This window comes from Photobacterium sp., assembly GCF_033720175.1.
Lineage (GTDB): Bacteria > Pseudomonadota > Gammaproteobacteria > Enterobacterales > Vibrionaceae > Photobacterium.
Genome location: NZ_JAWWDA010000010.1, coordinates 67,178 through 89,327, shown reverse-complemented (window position 1 = coordinate 89,327; position 22,150 = coordinate 67,178). Strand labels below are relative to the sequence as shown.

Below are 22,150 nucleotides of genomic sequence, written 5' to 3'. Positions count from 1 at the left end.
TATTGCGTGCTGACATAATGTCATTGGTATTAGGAACCCCGCTCTTGCTTCTGGCACTTTACAGTCGCGGGCGTTTAACTCGATTTAAGCACCTGGCCTGTAGAAGGGCGAACTTTGGTGCACGGAAAACAATTATGACTCAAGAATACGCGACTCAAGACCAGTTAACCCTGATTAAAAATAGCATCAAATCTATTCCTGACTACCCAAAGCCAGGCATATTGTTTCGTGATGTCACCAGTCTGATGGAAGATTCTGCAGCATATCGCGCCACAGTTCAGGTACTGTTTGAGCAATACCGCGATAAAGGAATTACTAAAATCATCGGTACCGAAGCGCGCGGTTTTCTGTTCGGTGCTCCATTGGCGCTTGAGTTAGGCGTAGGCTTCGTACCCGTTCGCAAACCAGGGAAATTACCGCGTGAAGTGATTTCCGAGAGTTATGAGCTTGAATATGGCAAAGATACGTTAGAAATTCATATTGATGCGATTGTTGAAGGCGATAAGATCTTGCTCGTCGATGATTTGTTAGCAACGGGCGGCACGATTGAGGCGACAACTAAGCTGGTACGCCGCTTAGGTGGTCTGGTTGAAGATGCGGCGTTTGTGATTAATCTGCCTGATATCGGCGGAGAAGAGCGTTTGAACGGCATGGGACTGAATGTGTTTAGCCTGTGTAGTTTTGACGGTCACTAATATTGGTTTATATAAAACTGAAAACGTTAACGGTCAGGTTTGTGTGAAGTTGGCTAATGATTGGGCGCTCACGATTGTGCCCTCTCGCTCCATTTTTCTCTCTGTGTTAATATTGACGGCTTGAATTGCTACGGAAATATACTGAATAATTACGTTTCAGTAAGGTATATCACATGAGTTATCAGGTTCTGGCACGTAAATGGCGGCCACATCAATTTAGTGATGTGGTAGGACAGTCCCATGTATTAACAGCACTGGCCAACGCGCTCGCACATAACCGTCTTCATCACGCTTATTTATTCAGCGGTACCCGGGGTGTGGGTAAAACGACAATTGCGCGTATTTTTGCCAAAGGATTGAACTGTGAGCAGGGAGTTACGGCAACACCTTGTGGTCAGTGTGATACTTGTCGTGAAATTGACGAAGGTCGTTTTGTTGATCTGTTAGAAATTGATGCGGCATCAAGAACAAAAGTTGAAGATACCCGCGAACTGCTTGATAACGTTCAGTATAAACCGGCCCGCGGTCGCTTTAAGGTTTACCTTATTGACGAAGTACATATGTTATCTCGTCATAGTTTCAATGCGCTGCTGAAAACCCTTGAAGAGCCACCGGAATACGTCAAATTTATTCTCGCAACGACTGATCCGCAAAAATTACCGGCGACGATTTTATCCCGCTGCTTGCAATTCCACCTTAAGCATCTGGATAACGCCCAGATCCAAACTCAGCTTGATAATGTATTAAATCAAGAAAATGTTGAATTTGAACAGAAGGCGTTAAACCTGCTGGCACGTGCAGCTGAAGGCAGTATGCGTGATGCATTGAGCCTGACCGATCAAGCCATTGCGCTGGGTAATGGTCAGATAGATGCAGCTTCTGTCTCAGCGATGCTCGGAACCCTGAATACCGATCAAGCCTTATATTTGCTGGAAGCAGTCGCTCTGGGTCATGCGAAACCGGCGATGGCGAGTCTTGAACAGCTGGCAAATGTCGGCGTTGAGTGGGATAGCCTGCTGCGTGAACTGGCTGCACAATTACATCGGGTCGCGATGTATCAGGCATTACCGGCTGCGCTGGATCAAAGCGCCCCCGATGCTGAGCGTATTGTTACCTTAAGTACGGCGATGTCTCCACAAGATGTACAGCTATGCTATCAGATCGCCCTGCAAGGCCGTCAGGATTTGGCTTTTGCCCCTGATGGGCGTACCGGGTTAGAGATGGTGTTGCTACGGATGCTGGCTTTCCGTCCAGTTGCAGGGCAGGGGATCATCCCTCAGGCAATTGCCGTTCCGACAAGTGAGCCGCCGGTTCCTGTCAACTCGGCCCCTGCCAACATGGCACCAGTGAATGCTGCCCATTCAAATCAGGAACAGTTGGCGCCACAACAGCAGATACCGCAGCAGGGGATACAGCGCGTTCAAGCATTGAAAGCACAGATGAACTCACAGCCTCAGGTTCCGGTTCAACCTAGCCATCCAGAGACCGTCCCCGCTGCTCCTCAGTCGGCGATGACATCGTCTGAAATGGCACCGCCACCTGAACCAACGGTTACTCTGGCGCAACCGTTACAGCCCCAATCGGCGGCGTCCGGTTTGCTGGCCGCGCGTAATAAACTACGCAGCCATACTAAACGCGGCAATGACGAGCAATCGCCAAAAAAAAATGAATCGACGTTAGCTAAAAAAGTCGCAACGAATGTGTTAGATCGGATTGCCAATAAGCATTCTGGCTCGCACTTACCGGACTCAGGACGAACTGCTCCTGTCTCGGGAAACCCTGCGATGCCGGCGTCGATGGCTCCACCTCAATCTGATCATTTTTCTCCAGGCGAAACGCCATTAGAAGAGGATGGGTATCGCTGGAAACCGATGGTGGCAGCAGAGCCTGAAGCGATGAAGGTTGATGTCGCCCCTCGTAATATCAAGCAGGCATTAGAGCATGAAAAAACGCCAGAGATGGCGAAATTGCTTGTCAAAGAAGCGGCAAATCAGGATAGTTGGTCCGATTTAGTGACTAAGCTAGATGTAGGGCGGTTGGTCCAGCAGTTAGCGTTGAATTCAGCGTTTGAACAGAATGGCAATCTGGTTATTTTGTCATTACGCCAGTCACAGGCACATCTGGATAGCCCTAAAGCCCGGGAGCAGTTGACGCAAGCACTGAATGGGTTACTGGCAGTACCGGTAGAATTATCGATTGAGCTGAGTGAAAGGGGCCAATCGCCACTTGAATGGCGAGAAGCGCTTTATCAACAGAAGCTTAATCAAGCGAAACAGAGTTTATTGAGTGATCCAAATGTGAACTTTATCTGTCAGCGCTTTGCCGCTGTTTTGGATGAAGACAGCGTTAGGCCGTTATAAATTAACCAGACCAATAGAGAGAGATAATATGTTTGGTAAAGGTGGTATGGGCAACATGATGAAGCAGGCGCAGCAAATGCAAGAGCGCATGCAGAAGATGCAAGAAGAAATTGCCAATATGGAAGTCACTGGTGAATCTGGTGCTGGCCTGGTAAAAATAACCATTACCGGCAGCCACAGTGTTCGCCGCGTCGAGCTGGATGACAGCTTGATGGAAGATGACAAAGACATGCTGGAAGATTTGATCGCAGCTGCGTTTAATGACGCAGCCCGCCGTGTCGAAGATGCTCAGAAAGAAAAAATGGCTGGTGTTACCGGTGGCATGAACTTGCCGGCTGGCTTTAAGATGCCATTTTAATCAATGCGCACCAGTCAATTACTGGAACAATTAATGGAGGCCTTACGTTGCTTGCCTGGGGTTGGCCCCAAGTCAGCGCAGCGGATGGCCTTCAATTTGTTGCAACGAAATCGTCAGGGTGGTCTGCAACTTGCGGATGCCCTTACCAAAGCAATGACGGAAATCGGCCACTGTAAAGATTGCCGTACTTTTACCGAAGACGATATCTGCGCGGTTTGTGCCAACCCCCGACGTCAGGAAAATGGCTTGATCTGTGTTGTCGAAACGCCAGCAGATATTGTTGCCGTTGAGGCGACCGGACAGTTTTCGGGACGCTATTTTGTGCTAATGGGGCACTTGTCGCCGTTAGACGGTATAGGCCCTTCAGATATCGGTTTAGATGTACTTGAGTTTCGTCTGCAAAAAGAACGGATTGTTGAGTTGATCCTGGCGACGAACCCGACAGTTGAAGGTGAAGCGACGGCACATTACATTGCTGAGTTATGTAATGAGTATGGCGTGACGGCAACCCGAATTGCTCACGGTGTTCCGGTTGGTGGTGAATTAGAGCTGGTGGACGGTACCACGCTGTCTCACTCTATCGCGGGTCGCCATAAGTTATATTAAGGCAGCCTGTGAGTATAAGTACCAATCGCCAGAGTGATTCTGACGGTTGGTATTTTTTTATCTGAAAGATCGCTGATAAATATAAAAAAAGGAGCTTTGGCTCCTTTTTTGTTCTTTGGCCTCAGGTGCTCCCTGACCGCTTACTGAGTATAAATTATAATGAATGAAGAATACTCGACCCGTAAGTCAGGCTGGTTAACAGCATTGATTTTTCATTAAGTATATCAATGCGACGGCTCTTCTGTGCATCCATCCGGAATATCTTCTTCACAGTGGTTAGATCTTGTTTCTGAAAGTCTTCATTATGACCTGAAGTGATGTCTTTAAATTCGACGGGCTCTGTCAGCAAGTAACCACCACTGACATCCCATTTACCTGATTCGGAAATATGCAGTATCAGCGGTTGATCAGTGGCACTGAACAGTTTTATCTGGGTAATGCGTGAATACATTTTATTCGGCAGATAAACCATATGGCTGGCTTGCTCGATACGACGCAGCATACCGAGTTGGTCCAGTTGGGTCTTTTCGATTCGGCTCACGGTATTCGATTGCCATTCACGCGAGATTAACAGCCGCTCTTGCTTGTAGTCGCTCGAGTAATACAGCCAAGTACTGAAAATGGCAGAGCAGGCTAAAACAATAAACGGCCAGAAGCGTTTTAATCGTGCCGGTATTTGCGCGGGTTTACGTTTTATCGACATAAGTTGGAATTATCCTCTTGGCTTGTCAGCAAGCGAAGCGTAACGTTTTCATCCGGAACTGCTGTATCGTGAATGTAGTTGAGCCAAAGTTGATTATTTTGGCCGCCAGTTACAATGACTTTAACCGGCCGAATCTTATCTTGATGATATCCGAGATAAGCATGAACACAGCTGGCAATTATCGGCTGCCAATCTGAAAGCACAGGGTGATTTTTCGGTGTTAAGACTTGCACGCCTTCGACATCAAAAAGAGGTTCAAAAGCGGCTGATTTAGGCGGAAAGCCCATGTTGACCAGCAGTGGTAACAGGAACGCAACAACGAGAGCCAGCCGGGCCCAAAGCCCCATTTTTTCTGACAATTGAACGGGGTTAGCGGCACTCTTTTGACCGTCAGGGCTGGTCGTTGTCTTCGCACTATCTTGCAGCTGAGCATGCTCAGAGTCCGATAATGCTGCCTGTGCTGTTGGCTGCTCACTGAAAGTCTCATGCAAAACTGTGGCGGGTATGTGTTGGTACTCATTTACAACGGCTATCATCTGATAGCCCCGTTTTGGTACAGTTTTAATGAACCCCGGAGATTTTGTAGAATCTTTCAAAGCCTTACGCAACGTAGATATTGCCTGTGTCAGGCTGGAGTCGTCAACTTCAAAGCCTTGTTCTCGCCAAACGTATTCATGTAAGCGCGTGCGGGTAATGATCGCTCCCGGCTCTTCAATCAACAGACTTAAGGCTCTGCTCTCATTGCTGCCAAGGCGTGTCAGTGCATTATTTTCATGTTGATCAATCAGGCTGTTGTCGTAAGGGTCAAAAAGGAAGCGTTGCCCGATCAGGAGCTTGGTGGGTATCTTATGCATTTTTTGCCCCGGAGATATAATTCAGACATCTGTATACCATGTTTCGCTGAACATAATCTGAATGTAAAAAAATGAAAAATCGAACTGAAAAAAAGTAAAGCATGTGAAAGCCATTTTATAGCTTGAAAACCAATCCAATGACCACATATATGTAAGGAATTACGTAAAATGATTACTTTGGAGTTTAGATGAGCGAACAAGAGCTACATAAAAATAAGGAAACCCGTGGTTTTCAATCGGAAGTGAAACAGCTTCTGCATCTGATGATTCACTCTTTATATTCAAATAAAGAGATTTTTTTACGTGAATTGATTTCCAATGCCTCAGATGCTGCCGATAAGCTTCGGTTCCGTGTACTTTCTCAACCTGATCTCTACGAAAATGATGCAGATATCGGGGTTAAATTGTCTTTCAATGCAGAGGCCGGCACGTTAACCATCAGTGATAATGGCATCGGCATGACGCGTGACGATGTGATCGAGCATTTGGGTACCATTGCAAAATCTGGTACGAAAGACTTCTTTGCCAAGCTAAGTGAAGATCAGTCTAAAGAATCACAATTAATCGGCCAGTTCGGTGTGGGTTTCTATTCCGCCTTTATTGTTGCAGATTCTGTTACCGTTAACACACGTGCAGCGGGCGTACCTGCCGATCAAGCCGTTAGCTGGCACTCTGCTGGCGAGGGTGATTACACGGTTGAAGACATTACTAAAGCCGGCCGTGGTACCGAGATCATTCTTCATCTTCGTGATGATGAAAAAGAATTTTTAGATGAACACCGTCTGCGCAGCATTATTGGTAAGTATTCTGATCATATTGGTATTCCTGTTCATATTCAGACGACTGAATATGATGAGGAAGGTAAGCCAACTGGGGTCAAGTGGGAACAGATCAATAAAGCGCAGGCCCTGTGGACGCGAAATAAGTCGGATATCACAGACGAAGAATATAATGAATTCTATAAGCATGTGTCTCACGACTTTGCTGAGCCGCTAAGCTGGAGCCACAACCGCGTTGAAGGCACCCAGGATTACACCAGCCTGCTTTATATTCCGTCTAAAGCGCCGTGGGACATGAATAACCGCGATAGCAAGCACGGCCTTAAGCTGTATGTTCAGCGAGTCTTCATTATGGATGACGCGCAGCAGTTCATGCCGAGCTACTTACGCTTCATGCGTGGCTTGATTGATTCCAATGATTTACCGCTGAATGTATCCCGTGAAATTCTTCAGGACAACAAAGTAACTCAGGCCCTGCGTAAGGCATGCACTAAGCGTGCCCTGACGATGCTTGAGCGCCTGGCAAAGAATGACGAAGAGAAATACCAGACATTCTGGACGGAATTTGGTCAGGTACTGAAAGAAGGCCCGGTGGAAGACTTCTCTAATCGTGAAAAGATTGCCAACTTACTGCGTTTCAGCTCTACGCATAACGATACCGCCGAGCAGAATGTCTCACTGGCGGCGTATGTAGAACGCATGAAAGAAGGCCAGGATAAAATTTATTTCCTGACGGCAGATAGCTTTACTGCTGCGAAGAACAGCCCCCACCTGGAACAATTCCGTTCGAAAGGCTTAGAAGTGATCCTTATGTACGACCGTATCGATGAGTGGTTGATGGGTCATCTGGCGGATTTCGACGGTAAGCCATTCCAGGCGATTACTAAAGCGGATCTTGATCTGTCTAAGTTTGAAAACGAAGAAGAAAAAGAGAAGCACAAAGAAACTGAAGAAGAGTTCAAGTCGGTCGTTGAGCGAGCTAAAGGGTATTTGGGCGAACGCGTTAAAGATGTGCGCGCAACGTTTAAGTTACACGATACCCCGGCTGTTGTGGTAACTGATGAGAACGAGATGGGTACACAAATGGCGAAATTGCTAGCGGCCGCTGGCCACGATGCGCCTGAAGTGAAGTACATCTTTGAATTGAACCCGGAGCACGCACTGGTTAAGCAAATGGCAGATGAAGCAGATGAAGAAACCTTCGGACGCTGGGTTGAACTACTGCTGGGTCAGGCAATGCTGGCCGAACGAGGTTCAATGGAAGATCCATCACAGTTTGTTGCCGCAGTGAACAAGCTTCTGACTAAGGCCTAATCGTTTTTAATCTTAGTCGCCATTCATATGGCGATAAGTAATGTGATATCAAAGAGTATTCTGATAAAGCATGTAATCAAGCCCGGCCATGGTACCGGGCTTGCGACAGCTGGCTAATCAGTGTATTTTGCATGTTTTTGAGAAGCGACGATTTTTGATAAATTCAGCTTATTTTTGAGAGAGGATCACGATGCGCATCATTCTTCTGGGCGCTCCAGGTGCAGGTAAAGGTACACAGGCACAATTCATCATGGAGAAATTTGGCATTCCTCAGATTTCTACCGGTGACATGCTACGTGCAGCGATCAAAGCAGGTACTGAGCTAGGTAAACAAGCAAAATCAGTCATCGATGCTGGTCAGTTGGTGTCTGACGATATCATTCTTGGTCTGGTTAAAGAGCGTATTGCCCAAGACGATTGTGCAAAAGGTTTTCTACTAGATGGTTTCCCTCGCACTATTCCTCAGGCTGACGGCCTGAAGGAAAATGGCGTTGCTGTTGATTACGTTATCGAATTTGATGTGGCTGACGATGTTATCGTTGAGCGTATGACGGGTCGTCGTGCTCATCTGGCATCTGGTCGTACTTATCATGTTGTTTACAACCCGCCGAAGGTTGAAGGCAAAGATGACGAAACAGGTGAAGATCTTGTTGTTCGTGAAGACGACAAAGCGGAAACAGTTCTAGCACGTCTAGGCGTTTATCATGAGCAGACTGCTCCGCTGATCGCTTACTACGGTAAAGAGGCTGAAGCTGGTAACACTAAGTACATCAAAATCGATGGTACTCAGGACGTTGCAGCTGTTAGTGCCGAGCTAGAAAAAAAACTTGCTTAATTATTGGTAGTTTCTACCAATAAAAAAACGGGCGATACCTCTTGGTATCGCCCGTTTTTATATATGGTGAAATGATCGACTTGTTTTATCTAACGTATTAATACCAAATACATTAATTAGAAGTCACACATGTGGCAGTAATCTTTTAATTAGGCCTTTAGTGTTAATCGCTTAGTGGTAACATAAGCTTTTTCAGATTACATAAGTACTCAGTAGGTGGGAATGACTATTAATAAATATGGTGTGCTACTCGTTAACCTTGGTACCCCAGACGAAGCAACCCCTTCCGCGGTCAAACGTTTTTTATCTGAATTTTTACATGATCAACGTGTTGTCGATATGACCCGCTGGCTGTGGTGCCCCATTTTACATGGCGTGATATTGCCTATTCGCGCGCCCAAAGTCGCTAAATTATACCAAGCGGTCTGGATGGATGAGGGATCACCGCTGATGGTCTATTCCCGCCGTCAGCAGCAACAATTAGCTCAGCGTCTTGATGTTCCTGTTGCATTGGGCATGACATATGGCCAGCCAGATATTAAATCGGCTTTGCAAGAGTTGAAACAACAGGGGTGTCAGAAAGTACTGGTGTTACCGCTATACCCTCAATACTCGCGCACGACGACGGCGGCGGTGTTTGATAAAATCGCTAAGGTATTGAAAGAAAAGCCCGAGATTCCAGAGCTTCGCTTTGTTAACCATTACTTTGATCATCCGGATTATATTGATGCGTTGGCTAGGTCGGTCAATGAACTGTGGGCGGAAAAAGGTGAGCCTGATTATCTGCTCTGTTCTTATCACGGTATTCCGAAGCGCTATGCCGATAATGGTGACCCATACCCGGAGCACTGTAATGGTACCACGGCGAAGCTGACGGAAAAGTTAGCACTGAGCCGTGACAAGATGAGCATGAGCTATCAGTCGATCTTTGGTCGTGAAGAATGGCTACAGCCATACACCGATAAAACCATTGAAGCACTGGCGAAAAAAGGCGTTAAGCGTTTGGATGTAATATGTCCGGCGTTCTCTGTCGATTGTTTAGAAACATTAGAAGAGATTGCTGAAGAGTGTAAAGCAGCGTTTATCGAAGCCGGAGGCGAGGAGTTTAATTTAATTCCATGCCTGAATGATAGCCCGGCCCATATTGATATGATGGTCAGTTTAGTCGAACAGCATAGCCAAGGTTGGTAGCCATACCTCGAGCTGGTTTGGGTATTAACTGTATTAAAAAGTTTCCTGTTGAAGCGAGAAAGCTCTCACAAACTGCGAGAGCTTTTCCTTTTTTGTTCTATATTCTGTGATAGAATCCGCAAAAATTCACAACTGACAGCTCATTCCCATGAAATTTCCAGGCCAACGTAAATCAAAGCATTACTTTCCTGTACATGCGCGTGATCCACTTATTAGTCAAACTAAACCAGAAAAGCGTCTGACACGCGCCCACGTGGTGGGTATTGATCAGACCTTGGTTGATATTGAAGCGTATGTGGGTGATGAATTCCTGGAGCGCTATGAGCTGAGTAAAGGCCACTCATTGGTCATTACGGATGATAAAGCGGAAGCACTTTATCAAGAGTTAAAAGAAAACGATTTGATCACCCACGAGTTTGCGGGCGGCACGATTGGTAACACTTTGCATAACTATTCTGTACTGGCCGATGATAAATCGGTGCTGTTAGGCGTCATGAGCAAAGATATTGAAATTGGCAGCTATGCCTACCGCTATCTTTGCAACACCTCAAGCCGTATGGATATGAATTACCTGCAGGCCGTTGATGGTGCGATAGGTCGCTGTTTTGCTCTGATTTCCAAAGATGGTGAGCGTACCTTCGCAATTAATGAAGGCCGCATGAACCAACTGCATCCTGATAGTATCTCGGAAGATATTTTCAAACGTGCGTCGGCGCTGGTATTAACGGCTTATCTGGTACGTTGTAAAGACGGCGATCCGATGCCTGATGCTACCATGCGTGCTATTGAATATGCGAAGAAATACGATGTGCCAGTTGTTCTGACATTAGGCACCAAGTTTGTGATTGCTGACGATCCGCAGTGGTGGCGTGATTTCTTACGCGATCATGTCACGGTGGTTGCGATGAATGAAGATGAAGCCGAAGCACTGACGGGCGAGTCAGATCCATTGCTCGCGTCAGATAAAACACTGGAATGGGTTGATTTAGTACTGTGTACCGCCGGTCCTATTGGGTTATATACCGCAGGCTATACTGAGGAATCAGCGAAGCGTGAAACGAGTTTGCCTCTGCTGCCTGGTGACATTCCTGAATTCAACCGCTATGAGTTCAGCCGTCCGATGGTTAAGTCCGGTTGTGAGAATCCAATTAAGGTGTACTCACACATTGCACCATACATGGGTGGCCCAGAGCGTATTAAGAATACCAATGGTGCCGGTGATGGCGCACTGTCAGCCGTACTGCATGATATGTCGGCGAACCGTTATCACAAAGACAACGTGCCGAATTCCAGCAAGCATCAGCATAACTTCCTGACCTATTCATCGTTTTCACAGGTTTGTCTGTACGCAAACCGTGTGAGCTATGAAGTACTGGCTCAGCACTCGCCGCGTTTATCTCGTGGTTTACCAGAGCGCGAAGACAGCCTGGAAGAAGCATACTGGGAAAGATAAGAGCGGATCCTAGGAAGAGCAGGTTCTAGGTCCTAGGAAAAGCAACGTAGTATTCCAAATAAAAAAAACCGCCGTAGTTGGCGGTTTTTTATTTCCTCAAGGCTGCGAGTCTCTTTTCTCGAAACGCGCACCTGATAACTCTACTCTATTTTTTAATAGGCTTCGTTGTGCACGGCTGCAATGGCGCGGCCAGATGGATCGGCACTGTTTTTAAAGCTTTCATCCCATTCAATAGCTTTAGCACTTGAGCACGCAATCGACGGGCCGCCAGGTACACATTTCGCAGCATCCTCCAGAGGGAAAAGCTCTTCGAAGATTTCACGGTACGCATACCCCTCTTTCGTGGTTGGCGTATTGTACGGGAAGCGGAAACTAGCTGTTTCCAGTTGCTTATCCGTAATTTTTGCTTCTGCCACTTCTTTTAGCGTATCAATCCAGCTGTAGCCTACGCCATCAGAGAACTGCTCTTTTTGACGCCATGCAACAGATTCTGGCAGGTAATGGCCAAAACATTCCCGGATGATGTGTTTCTCCATTTTGCCATTGCCGCACATTTTATCTTCAGGGTTTAAACGCATAGCGACTTCTAGGAAATCTTTATCCAGGAACGGTACTCGCGCTTCAATGCCCCAGGCCGCCATCGACTTGTTGGCCCGCGCGCAGTCAAACATATTCAGCGCAAGGAGTTTACGTACCGTCTCTTCGTGGAACTCCCTGGCGTTAGGCGCTTTATGGAAGTACAGGTAACCGCCAAATATTTCGTCAGCCCCTTCACCTGATAACACCATCTTGATCCCCATCGCACGGATCTTACGCGCCATCAGGTACATTGGCGTTGAGGCGCGAATGGTGGTCACGTCGTAGGTTTCGATGTGGTAAATCACGTCACGGATCGCATCCAGTCCTTCCTGAACGGTGTATTTCAGTTCATGGTGAACAGTACCGATGCTGTCCGCCACGACTTTGGCGGCCTTTAGATCCGGTGCGCCTTCAAGACCAATGGCAAATGAGTGCAGGGTAGGCCACCAGGCCTGTGACTGCTCATTATCTTCAATACGGCGTGCCGCAAATTTCTTGGTGATAGCTGAAATAACGGAAGAATCGAGACCGCCTGATAATAGAACGCCGTAGGGTACATCGGTCATTAACTGGCGTTTTACCGCACTTTCCATTGCGTTTATCAGGGCGACTTTGTCTGTTTTTGCCTCAGCAACCGTGTCATATTCCATCCAGTCACGTTTGTAGTAACGCACTGGTTCGCCTTTTTTACTCCACAGAAAGTGGCCCGGAGGAAATTCGGTGATGGATTTACAGACTGGTACCAAAGCTTTCATTTCAGAGGCTATATAGTAGTTACCGTGCTCATCGTAGCCTTGATACAGAGGAATGATACCAATATGGTCACGACCAATCAGGTAAGCATCTTGTTCTGCATCGTAGAGAATAAAACCAAAAATACCGTTCAGATAATCAAGCAGCTCAGGGCCTTTTTCTTTATAAAGTGCAAGAATGATTTCGCAATCTGACTCGGTTTGGAATGGGTAATCCGATGCAAACTCGGCACTCAGCTCTTTGTGGTTGTAGATTTCACCATTAACGGCCAAAGCGTGGGTTTTGTCTTGGTTGTAAAGTGGTTGCTCACCGCTATTCAGGTCAACGATAGCAAGACGCTCGTGGACTAAAATCGCTTTTTCTGATGAATAGATCCCAGACCAGTCAGGGCCTCGGTGACGCATTTTTTTTGACATTTCCAGTGCTGTAGCACGCAGTGCTGCTGGATCACTTTTAATGTCTAAGATACCGAATACTGAACACATACTTTCCACTCCAACCTTAATATTTTTGGTGCAATCCCTAATTCTTTCGAGGGAGTTGAGTTTTAGTGGCGAGTTTCTAGTTTCTAGTTTCTAGTTTCTAGTCACTCGCCTCTCGCTTCACCCCTTGCTTGTTTGTTAAAATTGCGTATTCGGTAACTAAATGCAATAAAAAACCCTCAATCAATTAAAGAAAAGACTAGTTGGTGAATAGTATTCGTTTATCCTTTATTTTTCCGAATGCGGTCTATTTGTTGGCGTTTTTTGACCGTAAAAACAAACGGCAGCCTTGGCTGCCGTTTGTTGAGCCAGATATACGAGCTATTGAATACAGGAATTAAATTTGCTTGATATCAGGTGTTAAGATTTTACAAACATGGCGTGCAAAACCGCTTCCGGCTTCATTATAGATATTAAAAGCCGCATCAACCCCCAGCTCATAGAGCAGCTCTTCATCATCATCGTATTTGGCGATGGCTGCTATTTTACCCTTATAGTCGCGCAGGTGAATTTGCTCCAGGGCAAAGGTGTTGGCCTGGCTGTGTGGCATGGCAAGTAAAACCAATTTGACACGATGATTAGCCATCACTCTAGCCCAGAAATCAGGGTCGGTTGCATCACCATGGATCACGTTACGACCTTCAGTCCGGTGGCCTTCAACAGAGTCTTCGCGAGTATCGATACCAATCACCTGTTTCCCATAACGCAGGACCAGTTCGTCATAGGCTCCGCTGCCGATTCGCCCCATCCCTAAAATTAAAATATTGGCATCACCCAGGTCGATCAACTTATCACTGGCATTCAGTTTTGCCGGTTCATATTCTTTTAGCCATTTTGCGGCTTCTGTATAGAGTTTGTGGCCCATGCTGTTGAGTGGTGCGGAAATTAAAAAGGAGAGTGAAACCGATATGGCAATTGCAACCAACAGACTGCCGGGCAGCCAGCCTAGTTTATAGGCCATTCCACCGACAATAAGACCGAACTCACTGTAGTTAAACAGGGTGAGTGTGCCAAGTAATGAGGTGCGGACGCGATAACGGCTCAGGCTGAAAATAAGATAATAAAGGAGCCCTTTGATCGGAAGCAGCAAAAGCAGCACAACCGCCATTAGGAAGCCATCAAGCGTCGGTTCTTCTGCTAAACCAATGTTGAGGAAGAAGCAGACCAGCAACAGCTCTTTAAGATTAAAGAGAGTCTTGGACATCTCTGAGGCTTTAGGGTGTGCGGCCAGTAGCATGCCGAGAATGAGGGCGCCAAGATCAGCCTTGATACCGACCAGTTCAAATAAGCCAGCCCCGGCAACCAAAGCCAGGAAGATGGCATACAGAACCAGCATTTCACCGTGTCCCGCCTTGTCAAGGATCCTGAACAATAATGGCCGCAGTAGGGGCAGGGCAAACAGGCCTAATGCGGTGATATCCGGTATTTTCCCCATTGAGACTGTCAGGAAGACAACGGCAAAGATATCCTGCATGACCAGAATACCAATAGCTAAGGTACCGTAGGTGGCGTTAAGTTCCCCCTTCTCTTGCAGGGCTTTAATGGCAAAGACCGTACTGGAAAAAGACAAGGCAAAGCCGAGCAGGACAAGTTGCGCGATGTCGAGATCGGTGAGCATACCAAGGCCAAGTTGTTTTAAACCGAGCAATGACAAGGTAAACAGGGCGGTTGAGAGTAGGTTGTGAATCGTCGCCCCGCCCCATATTTCTTTAGCTAACAAGGTCTTAACGTCTAATTTCAGACCGATGGTAAACAGTAGAAGGGTGACACCCAGATCTGCCAATGTCGTGAGGGTTTCGGTCGAATGAAAGCCAGCACTATTGAGGGCAAAACCAGCAACCAGAAAACCGACTAAAGGGGGAAGTTTACATCGCAGTGCGATGAAACCAGCCAGAAAAGCGGCAATGATGAAGACGAGTTCCATAGCTGAAGTGACAATCCTTAGTGAGTGAAACGGGCGCTCAATATAGCACAAGGGGGATGTGTCTGTCTGACCCATCCCCCGATAAAGTGTTATAAATTAGGCTGCTACAAGACAACTTATGGCCCTGAATTAGTCTTCAAGCATACGCTGCAGTAATACGCCGTTTAACATCGCACGTTTAATCATCGAAAAAGCGCCAATGGTTGGCTGACCATAAAGTTCCGATGCGACAATCGGTAGATCTTTGTGGAACGTGGAAAGAGACTGGGTTTCGACACACCGTCGAATTGCTGGGAAAACAATGTCTTGTGCCAGGGTAATATTGCCCGCCACAACAATTTTTTGTGGATTAAATAAGTTGATGGTCATAGCCAGCGCTTTACCTAACTGGTTGCCCACTTTTATTAATGCCTGAGTGGCCAGTTCGTCACCTTTGTTTGCGGCTTCGCAGATCACGGGCATCGTGAGATCTTCCAATTCCTGTAAGCTGCTCGGGTAGCCTTGATTAAGTAACGTCTGTACGTGCTTAATAACGGCTGGATCGGCGGCGACGGTTTCCAAACAGCCGAAGTTGCCGCATTGGCATTTATCACCTAGAGGATCAATCTGGATGTGACCAATTTCACCGACATTACGGTTATAGCCCAGGAATACCTGGCCATTAACAATAATGCCGGCACCGGTACCATGATGCATACTGATTAAAATCGAGTCTTCGCAATCCCGGCTGGAGCCAAAATAGTGCTCGGCCAGCGCCAGGCCACGGATATCGTTGCCAAGAAAACAAGATACGCCAAATTTGTCTCGGATAATTTCCGCCAGCGGAAAATGATCAACCTCGATATTGGGCATGTACTCGACAATCCCTTTCTCAGGATCAATCAGACCTGGCAGGGTAATACCAAATGCGACCAGCTCTCTCATGACACTCTGGTTATCTGAGATAAATTTACGAATGTGACCAAGTAAACCCTCGGTCAGCTCTTGCTGGGTGGAGTAGGTGAACGGATCTGCTGCGCCTGCAACATATTTTCCGCTCAGATCATAGAGGGTTATTTCGATGTAATTACGTCCGAGACGGATCGCAATGGAATGAAAAGGTGCTGACTCGGTTGTCAGCGATATGGCACGTCTACCACCGGTAGATGCTTGCTGCGCGACTTCTTTTATTAGCCCGCGCTCAAGCAATTGGCGGGTGATTTTAGTAACACTTGCCGGAGCAAGATGACTCACGTCTGCAACCTGAATTCGTGAAATAGGGCCTTGCAAGTCTATTAGTCTGTAAACAGCAGCACTGTTAAGCTGTTTAACTAGATCTACATTACCAATTTGTCCGCCTGTCATATGTTCTGCTCGTATTCACCGTTAACAACAGTCGCCTGAACGTTATAGTCACGATCAAAAATAGCAAGGTTTGCAACCATGCCTTTTTTGATGGCCCCCAGTTTTTTCTCAACACTAATTGCGCGTGCCGGATAAAGAGTTGCCATACGAATCGCTTCGTCCAGGGCGATACCTGCATGCTCGACACTGTTTTGAACCGCTTCAATCATGGTAAGCGCCGAGCCACCAAGTGTGCCATTTTCGTCCACACACTTGCCATCCCGATAATATACTTTCTTACCGACAAAAATAAAGTGATCCATGTCTGCTCCTGCAGGTGCAGTTGCATCAGTCACTAAAACAAGTTTTTCGCCTTTCATGCGATGTGCCATGCGAATATTGGCATAATCAACGTGGAAACCATCGGCAATAATGCCGGCATAGACATCTGGCGTGTCATAGATTGCGCCAACCATCCCCGGTTCACGCCCGGCGATGGGTGTCATGGCATTGAACAGGTGAGTCGCAAAGCTGATACCTGCAGCAAAACCCTTACGAGCTTCTTTATAAGATGCATTGGTGTGGCCTGCTGAAACAACAATACCGGCTTCAACCAGCTGTTCAATATGTTCTTGAGCGTTTTGTTCTGGGGCAAGAGTTACTTTGGTCACGATGTCTGCGTTTTCACAGATGGTTTGGATCATTGCATCATCAGAACGACGGATGTGGTCAACGCTGTGAATACCTTTCTTCATCACATTCAGGTAAGGGCCTTCAAGGTGTAAACCCAGTGAATGGTTCTGATACCGGCTGTGATATTCGCGAGCTGCGGCGATGACCGTTTTCATATCTTCATCAGACGAGGTGATCAGAGTCGGCAGAAAGCTCGTGCAACCAGATTTCAGATTGGCACGGTGCATGGTATGAATAGTGTCGGCATTGATTTTGTCATTTAGCATCACACCGCCACAACCATTTAGCTGCAGGTCGATGAAACCAGGGGTCAGGTTAGCCCCTTTAAGATCAACAGATTTGATATTTTTGGGCAGATCAGCTACCGGGAAAACAGCGTGAATGTTCACGCCGTCGATCATGACGGCGTGGTTATCCAGCACATCGCTACCGGTAAAAATACGGCAATTGGTAAGCGCGTACATGAACATTTCCTTTTATGTTAAAGGTTATTGTAACGATTCACCTTCTTGCTATCCTGTCCAGTAGCGATAGTGAAGGTGATCATTTATAGTTATAGATTATTAATATTTTTTGCTTCCAGTTCCTGGAAGTATTTAACCGTTTTCACTTTCAGTTCCTGGGTCGCTGGTTCATCACAGACAACCAGTGACTTGGGATGCAGTTGCAGTGCCGATACCGTCCATAGGTGGTTTACTGAGCCTTCAACAGCAGCTTGAAGAGCTTGCGCCTTGTTATGCCCAGTCACTAAAATCATGATTTCAGCAGAATCAAGCAGGGTACCGACACCAATAGTAAGGGCGTATTTCGGAACTTGATTGATGTCACCATCAAAGAAGCGAGAATTCGCGATACGGGTATCTTGGGTCAGTGTTTTGATACGAGTACGAGAGGCTAATGAAGATGCCGGCTCATTAAATGCGATATGACCATCGTTGCCGACACCGCCCATGAACAGGTTAATTCTGCCGTAAGATTTAATTTTATCTTCATAACGCTGACACTCAATTTGGTGATTTTCAGCGTTGCCGTCAAGAAGGTTGATGTTTTCTTCTTGAATGTCGATATGGTTAAAGAAATTATTGTGCATGAAGCTGCGATAGGACTCAGGATGATCAGCAGGAATGCCAATATATTCGTCCATATTAAAAGTCACGACATGCTTGAAACTTACTTCACCCGCCACATAAAGCTCAATAAGGCGCTTATATGTAGTTAGAGGGGTACCACCAGTAGGTAAACCAAGAACAAAAGGACGCTCTGCTGTTGGCCCAAATTTATTAATAGAATCAGCAATATAGCGGGCAGACCACAAGCCGACATCTTTCGCGTTATTCAGTGGAATTAGTCTCACAGTGACACCTCATTCAAGATAGATAAAACAAAATAATTATAGCGGTATAGCGCCTTTGTTTTGAATCATAAAATAAGTTTTATGATCGGGCTAGCAAAATCGCCTAGATCTTACTCTGCGAGGTGACTGAGATCACAATTGGCAACGTTTTAATTTGCGGTGCGAAATAAACTTCTTACACTGATGAGGACTTTATCAAATAGCTAAAGTAAGTTATCTGATAATCAAATCTAAGAAACCAATTAGGGGGAACTAACGGTGAATATTCTTGGATACATGCAAAAACTAGGGAAGGCTTTAATGCTTCCAATTGCAGTACTGCCAGTTGCTGGTCTGTTACTGCGGTTAGGACAACCGGATGTGCTTGATATTCCATTTATGGCTCAAGCTGGCGGCGCAATCTTCGGTCAGTTACCTTTACTATTTGGTCTGGGTATCGCGATCGGTCTTTCTAAAGATGGCTCTGGTGCTGCAGGCCTTGCGGGTGCTGTTGCTTATTTTGTACTTGACGCTACAGCTAAAACAATCGACCCATCAATTAATATGTCGTTCTTCGGCGGTATTATCGCAGGTATCGTTGCTGGCCATTCTTATAACCGTTTTTACGAGACAAGCCTTCCTTCATGGCTAGCGTTCTTTGCTGGTAAACGTCTTGTACCGATTATGTCTGGTCTGTTCGCATTAGTACTTGGTGCTATTTCCGGTGAAGTATGGCCGCATATTCAAGCAGGACTTGATGCACTGGCACACGCCGTTTCAAGTTCTGGTGCAATCGGTCAGTTCGTATACGGTGTACTAAACCGTGGTCTAATTCCTGTTGGTCTTCACCATGTACTTAACTCTTACTTCTGGTTTGGTATGGGCTCTTGTCAGGTGATCAATGTTGAACCGGTAGCAGTTCTAAACGGTATTACTCAGCTATGTGTTGATCCTTCACTTGCTAAAGAGCTGGTTGTAGGTCAGTCTCACCTATTTGAATTTAAAAACGCTGTAACTCCAGAAATAACAGCAGTAGTTAAAGAAGTGACTGAAACAATCAAAACGGGTGACCTGCACAGCTTCTTCGGTGGTGACAAGTCTGCTGGTACATTCATGAACGGCTTCTTTCCTATAATGATGTTTGGTCTGCCAGGTGCTGCTCTTGCTATGATCCTTGCTGCTCCTAAGCACAAGCGTAGTCAAGTTATGGGTGCCCTAGGTTCAGTAGCATTCTGTTCTTTCCTGACTGGTATCACTGAGCCGCTAGAATTCATGTTCGTATTCCTGGCACCTGCACTGTATGCAATGCATGCGGTATTCACTGGTCTCGCGCTAGTTGTTGCTAACATGTTTGGTACGCTTCACGGCTTTACTTTCTCTGCGGGTCTAATTGACTTCGTATTGAACTGGGGTCTAGCAACTAAACCGGTAACGCTTCTGTTCATCGGTTTTGCTTTCTTTATCCTGTACTTCGCTACTTTCAGCTTAGCAATTCGTGCCTTCAACCTGAAGTCACCAGGTCGTGAAGATGACGAGGTTGAAGAAAGTGGTATTACCGGTTCAAAAGAAACTGGCGAACTGGCTAAGCAATACCTGAAAGCGCTTGGCGGCCATGGCAACCTGGATAACATCGATGCGTGTATCACGCGTCTGCGCCTTACACTGAAAGATAGCAGCCTGGCTAATGAGAAGACGTTGAAAGCGTTAGGTGCAATGGGTGTGGTTAAGCTGGGTTCAAATAACCTGCAGGTTATCCTTGGCCCTCTAGCCGAAATTGTTGCCGGCGAAATGAAAAAAATCCCGGCATCAGAAGATCTGTCTTCGGTGAAATTGCCTTAATTACTTCGCTATTAAAGTAATTTAAAAGATAGTCACTATGTAACAACTGGCTCCCGATCGGGAGCCGGTTTCTTAATAGGCTTACCCCTGCGAGCTTATCAAGAAGCTACTGAGGTGGTTGGGGTATACCATCCTTGAGGTGGATTCCTGAGTGAAATGTCGTTGCTTGGCACCTAAATTGGGGACCATAAAACAATCCGATGTACTTAACCCTGCTTTTGCGGGGTTTTTTTATACATATCGATAAACAATGCATACTATTTGTTGAGTAGTGACCCATATTTATGGATCATAGTGAGTTCTAAAATCCTGTAAGCACACGAGGTCTAATTGATGAGTGATTCTGAAGCTCGTCCAACTAACTTTATCCGCCAAATTATTGATGCGGATTTAGCAAGTGGCAAACATACAAGCGTACATACCCGATTCCCGCCGGAGCCGAATGGCTACCTGCATATCGGTCATGCTAAATCAATTTGTTTGAACTTCGGTATTGCTCAGGACTATCAGGGACAATGTAATCTTCGCTTTGATGATACGAACCCTGAGAAAGAAGACATCGAATACGTTGAGTCTATTAAGAACGATGTTAACTGGTTGGGCTTTGAGTGGAGCGGTGAGATTTGTTACTCATCAAACTATTTCGATAAGCTATACGGGTTTGCTATTGAATTAATTAATAAAGGCTTAGCGTATGTTGATGAGCTAAGTCCCGAGCAAATGCGTGAGTACCGCGGCAACCTGACCGAGCCCGGTAAAAATAGTCCATACCGCGATCGTAGCGTAGAAGAAAACCTTCAGCAGTTCGAAAAGATGAAGAACGGCGAAATCGAAGAAGGTAAAATGTGTCTTCGTGCGAAAATTGATATGGCATCACCGTTTATGGTTATGCGCGATCCGGTTATCTACCGTGTGCGTTTTGCCGATCATCACCAGACCGGTGATAAGTGGTGTATCTATCCTATGTATGACTTCACGCACTGTATTTCAGATGCGCTGGAAGGTATTACGCACTCTATCTGTACGCTAGAGTTTATGGATAACCGCCGTCTGTACGATTGGGTACTGGACAATGTCACTATCGACTGCCACCCGCATCAGTACGAGTTCAGCCGCCTGAACCTTGAATACACGGTAATGTCAAAACGCAAACTGAACCAGCTGGTGACGGATAAACTGGTTTCAGGTTGGGATGATCCGCGTATGCCTACGATTTCTGGCCTGCGCCGTCGTGGTTTCACTTCTGCTTCAATTCGCGAATTCTGTAAGCGAATCGGGGTAACGAAGCAAGAAAATACCATTGAAATGAGTTCATTAGAATCTTGTATTCGTGACGATCTGAACGAAAATGCACCTCGTGCAATGGCTGTGCTTGATCCTGTGAAGGTGGTGATTGAAAACTTTACCGGCGGTGCTGAAACATTGACCGTAAGCAATCATCCAAACAAGCCAGAAATGGGTACGCGTGAAGTTCCTTTCACCCGTGAAGTTTGGATCGAACGTGAGGACTTTCGCGAAGAAGCGAACAAGAAGTACAAGCGTCTGGTACTAGGTAAAGAAGTGCGTTTGCGCGGCGCTTATGTCATTAAAGCTGAGCGTATCGAAAAAGATGCGGAAGGTCATATTACGACCATTTTCTGTACGTACGACAGTGAAACATTGGGCCAAAACCCTACTGACGGCCGTAAAGTGAAAGGTGTGATTCACTGGGTGTCTGCTGAGGCCGGTGTTCCAGCAGAAATTCGTTTATATGATCGCCTGTTTACAGTACCGAATCCTGCGGCAGAAGATGACTTTGTCTCGGTTATCAACCCTGAGTCACTCACCGTGAAGCAAGGGTTTGTTGAACCAAACCTGATGAATGCAGAAGCAGAAAAAGCGTTCCAGTTTGAACGCATGGGCTACTTCTGTGCGGATAACAAAGACTCTTCTGCAGAGAATCTTGTCTTTAACCGTACCGTAGGTTTGCGCGATACTTGGGCTAAGATCGGCGACTAAAGCGAGTTAAAATGACCAAATAAAAAACCAGCCACGTGGCTGGTTTTTTTATGGGCAGTCGGGGCTGGTTATGAGGCC

General features: G+C 46.4%; 17 protein-coding genes. 10 read left to right on the top strand and 7 right to left on the bottom strand.

All coding sequences use genetic code 11. From position 1 onward, the window contains the following. The first annotated feature begins 134 nt into the window (after positions 1–134). From apt to recR, 4 genes are all read left to right on the top strand, one after another. Positions 135–695 carry an adenine phosphoribosyltransferase gene (apt, locus tag R3289_RS12840; RefSeq protein WP_318926013.1) on the top strand — a complete coding sequence of 187 codons (561 nt, stop codon included), beginning with the start codon at positions 135–137 and terminating at the stop codon, positions 693–695. A gap of 173 nt (positions 696–868) precedes the next feature. Then, entirely contained in the window at positions 869–3,055 is a 2,187-nt protein-coding gene (gene dnaX / locus R3289_RS12835) for a DNA polymerase III subunit gamma/tau (RefSeq protein WP_318926012.1), read from the top strand. Positions 3,056–3,083: 28 nt separating this feature from the next. Continuing rightward, entirely contained in the window at positions 3,084–3,413 is a 330-nt protein-coding gene (locus tag R3289_RS12830) for a YbaB/EbfC family nucleoid-associated protein (RefSeq protein WP_318926010.1), read from the top strand. Positions 3,414–3,416: 3 nt separating this feature from the next. Beyond that, on the top strand, positions 3,417–4,019 hold the full coding sequence (gene recR, locus R3289_RS12825) for a recombination mediator RecR (protein WP_318926009.1): 603 nt from the start codon (positions 3,417–3,419) through the stop codon (positions 4,017–4,019). 154 nt (positions 4,020–4,173) lie between these two features. On the opposite strand, the gene R3289_RS12820 is transcribed toward recR, so the two are convergent. Both R3289_RS12820 and R3289_RS12815 read right to left on the bottom strand, forming a co-directional pair. Then, on the bottom strand, positions 4,174–4,722 hold the full coding sequence (locus R3289_RS12820; RefSeq protein WP_318926008.1) for a regulatory protein ToxS: 549 nt from the start codon (positions 4,720–4,722) through the stop codon (positions 4,174–4,176). Next, a complete protein-coding gene (locus R3289_RS12815; RefSeq protein WP_318926007.1) occupies positions 4,713–5,576 on the bottom strand; it encodes a transcriptional regulator in 864 nt (287 codons plus the stop codon). Before R3289_RS12815 ends, R3289_RS12820 begins: the two co-directional genes overlap by 10 nt. 188 nt (positions 5,577–5,764) lie before the next feature. On the opposite strand from R3289_RS12815, the gene htpG reads away from it, so the two are divergent. The 4 genes from htpG (at position 5,765) to R3289_RS12795 (ending at position 11,148) form a co-directional block, all read left to right on the top strand. Then, a complete protein-coding gene (gene htpG, locus R3289_RS12810) occupies positions 5,765–7,669 on the top strand; it encodes a molecular chaperone HtpG (protein WP_318926005.1) in 1,905 nt (634 codons plus the stop codon). Positions 7,670–7,859: 190 nt separating this feature from the next. Beyond that, positions 7,860–8,504 carry an adenylate kinase gene (adk, locus tag R3289_RS12805; RefSeq protein ID WP_318926003.1) on the top strand — a complete coding sequence of 215 codons (645 nt, stop codon included), beginning with the start codon at positions 7,860–7,862 and terminating at the stop codon, positions 8,502–8,504. Between the two features lie 222 nt (positions 8,505–8,726). Then, positions 8,727–9,695: a ferrochelatase gene (hemH, locus tag R3289_RS12800; RefSeq protein ID WP_318926002.1), complete on the top strand. Its 969-nt coding sequence runs from the start codon at positions 8,727–8,729 to the stop codon at positions 9,693–9,695. A gap of 148 nt (positions 9,696–9,843) precedes the next feature. Beyond that, a complete protein-coding gene (locus R3289_RS12795) occupies positions 9,844–11,148 on the top strand; it encodes an inosine/guanosine kinase (RefSeq protein WP_318926000.1) in 1,305 nt (434 codons plus the stop codon). A 152-nt stretch (positions 11,149–11,300) separates the two neighbouring features. Here the strand turns inward: R3289_RS12795 and asnB are convergent, their stop codons facing one another. The 5 genes from asnB to nagB all read right to left on the bottom strand — a co-directional run bounded on the left by asnB (position 11,301) and on the right by nagB (position 18,256). After that, positions 11,301–12,965, bottom strand: a complete 1,665-nt coding sequence (gene asnB / locus R3289_RS12790; RefSeq protein ID WP_318925999.1) for an asparagine synthase B — start codon at positions 12,963–12,965, stop codon at positions 11,301–11,303. Positions 12,966–13,299: 334 nt separating this feature from the next. Further along, positions 13,300–14,886 carry a cation:proton antiporter family protein gene (locus R3289_RS12785; protein ID WP_318925998.1) on the bottom strand — a complete coding sequence of 529 codons (1,587 nt, stop codon included), beginning with the start codon at positions 14,884–14,886 and terminating at the stop codon, positions 13,300–13,302. Positions 14,887–15,015: 129 nt separating this feature from the next. After that, a complete protein-coding gene (gene nagC, locus R3289_RS12780) occupies positions 15,016–16,230 on the bottom strand; it encodes a DNA-binding transcriptional regulator NagC (RefSeq protein WP_318925996.1) in 1,215 nt (404 codons plus the stop codon). Further along, on the bottom strand, positions 16,227–17,366 hold the full coding sequence (nagA, locus tag R3289_RS12775; RefSeq protein ID WP_318925995.1) for an N-acetylglucosamine-6-phosphate deacetylase: 1,140 nt from the start codon (positions 17,364–17,366) through the stop codon (positions 16,227–16,229). The genes nagC and nagA overlap by 4 nt, the downstream gene beginning before the upstream one ends. An 89-nt stretch (positions 17,367–17,455) precedes the next feature. After that, positions 17,456–18,256, bottom strand: coding sequence for a glucosamine-6-phosphate deaminase (gene nagB / locus R3289_RS12770; RefSeq protein ID WP_318925993.1), 801 nt, complete (start codon positions 18,254–18,256; stop codon positions 17,456–17,458). Positions 18,257–18,514: 258 nt separating this feature from the next. Here nagB and nagE point away from each other — a divergent pair, with 258 nt between their 5' ends. Next, positions 18,515–20,074, top strand: a complete 1,560-nt coding sequence (gene nagE / locus R3289_RS12765; RefSeq protein WP_318925991.1) for an N-acetylglucosamine-specific PTS transporter subunit IIBC — start codon at positions 18,515–18,517, stop codon at positions 20,072–20,074. A gap of 333 nt (positions 20,075–20,407) precedes the next feature. Continuing rightward, the gene (gene glnS / locus R3289_RS12760; RefSeq protein ID WP_318925990.1) at positions 20,408–22,072 is read left to right on the top strand and encodes a glutamine--tRNA ligase; all 1,665 of its coding nucleotides are present in this window, start codon (positions 20,408–20,410) and stop codon (positions 22,070–22,072) included. Positions 22,073–22,150: the final 78 nt, after the last annotated feature.

What these genes read in the sequence shown, in the direction of transcription:
- apt (WP_318926013.1), top strand. Translation starts at nt 135, where the DNA reads ATGACTCAAGAATACGCGACTCAAGACCAGTTAACCCTGATTAAAAAT.
- dnaX (WP_318926012.1), top strand. Translation starts at nt 869, where the DNA reads ATGAGTTATCAGGTTCTGGCACGTAAATGGCGGCCACATCAATTTAGT.
- R3289_RS12830 (WP_318926010.1), top strand. Translation starts at nt 3,084, where the DNA reads ATGTTTGGTAAAGGTGGTATGGGCAACATGATGAAGCAGGCGCAGCAA.
- recR (WP_318926009.1), top strand. Translation starts at nt 3,417, where the DNA reads ATGCGCACCAGTCAATTACTGGAACAATTAATGGAGGCCTTACGTTGC.
- R3289_RS12820 (WP_318926008.1), bottom strand. Translation starts at nt 4,722, where the DNA reads ATGTCGATAAAACGTAAACCCGCGCAAATACCGGCACGATTAAAACGC.
- R3289_RS12815 (WP_318926007.1), bottom strand. Translation starts at nt 5,576, where the DNA reads ATGCATAAGATACCCACCAAGCTCCTGATCGGGCAACGCTTCCTTTTT.
- htpG (WP_318926005.1), top strand. Translation starts at nt 5,765, where the DNA reads ATGAGCGAACAAGAGCTACATAAAAATAAGGAAACCCGTGGTTTTCAA.
- adk (WP_318926003.1), top strand. Translation starts at nt 7,860, where the DNA reads ATGCGCATCATTCTTCTGGGCGCTCCAGGTGCAGGTAAAGGTACACAG.
- hemH (WP_318926002.1), top strand. Translation starts at nt 8,727, where the DNA reads ATGACTATTAATAAATATGGTGTGCTACTCGTTAACCTTGGTACCCCA.
- R3289_RS12795 (WP_318926000.1), top strand. Translation starts at nt 9,844, where the DNA reads ATGAAATTTCCAGGCCAACGTAAATCAAAGCATTACTTTCCTGTACAT.
- asnB (WP_318925999.1), bottom strand. Translation starts at nt 12,965, where the DNA reads ATGTGTTCAGTATTCGGTATCTTAGACATTAAAAGTGATCCAGCAGCA.
- R3289_RS12785 (WP_318925998.1), bottom strand. Translation starts at nt 14,886, where the DNA reads ATGGAACTCGTCTTCATCATTGCCGCTTTTCTGGCTGGTTTCATCGCA.
- nagC (WP_318925996.1), bottom strand. Translation starts at nt 16,230, where the DNA reads ATGACAGGCGGACAAATTGGTAATGTAGATCTAGTTAAACAGCTTAAC.
- nagA (WP_318925995.1), bottom strand. Translation starts at nt 17,366, where the DNA reads ATGTACGCGCTTACCAATTGCCGTATTTTTACCGGTAGCGATGTGCTG.
- glnS (WP_318925990.1), top strand. Translation starts at nt 20,408, where the DNA reads ATGAGTGATTCTGAAGCTCGTCCAACTAACTTTATCCGCCAAATTATT.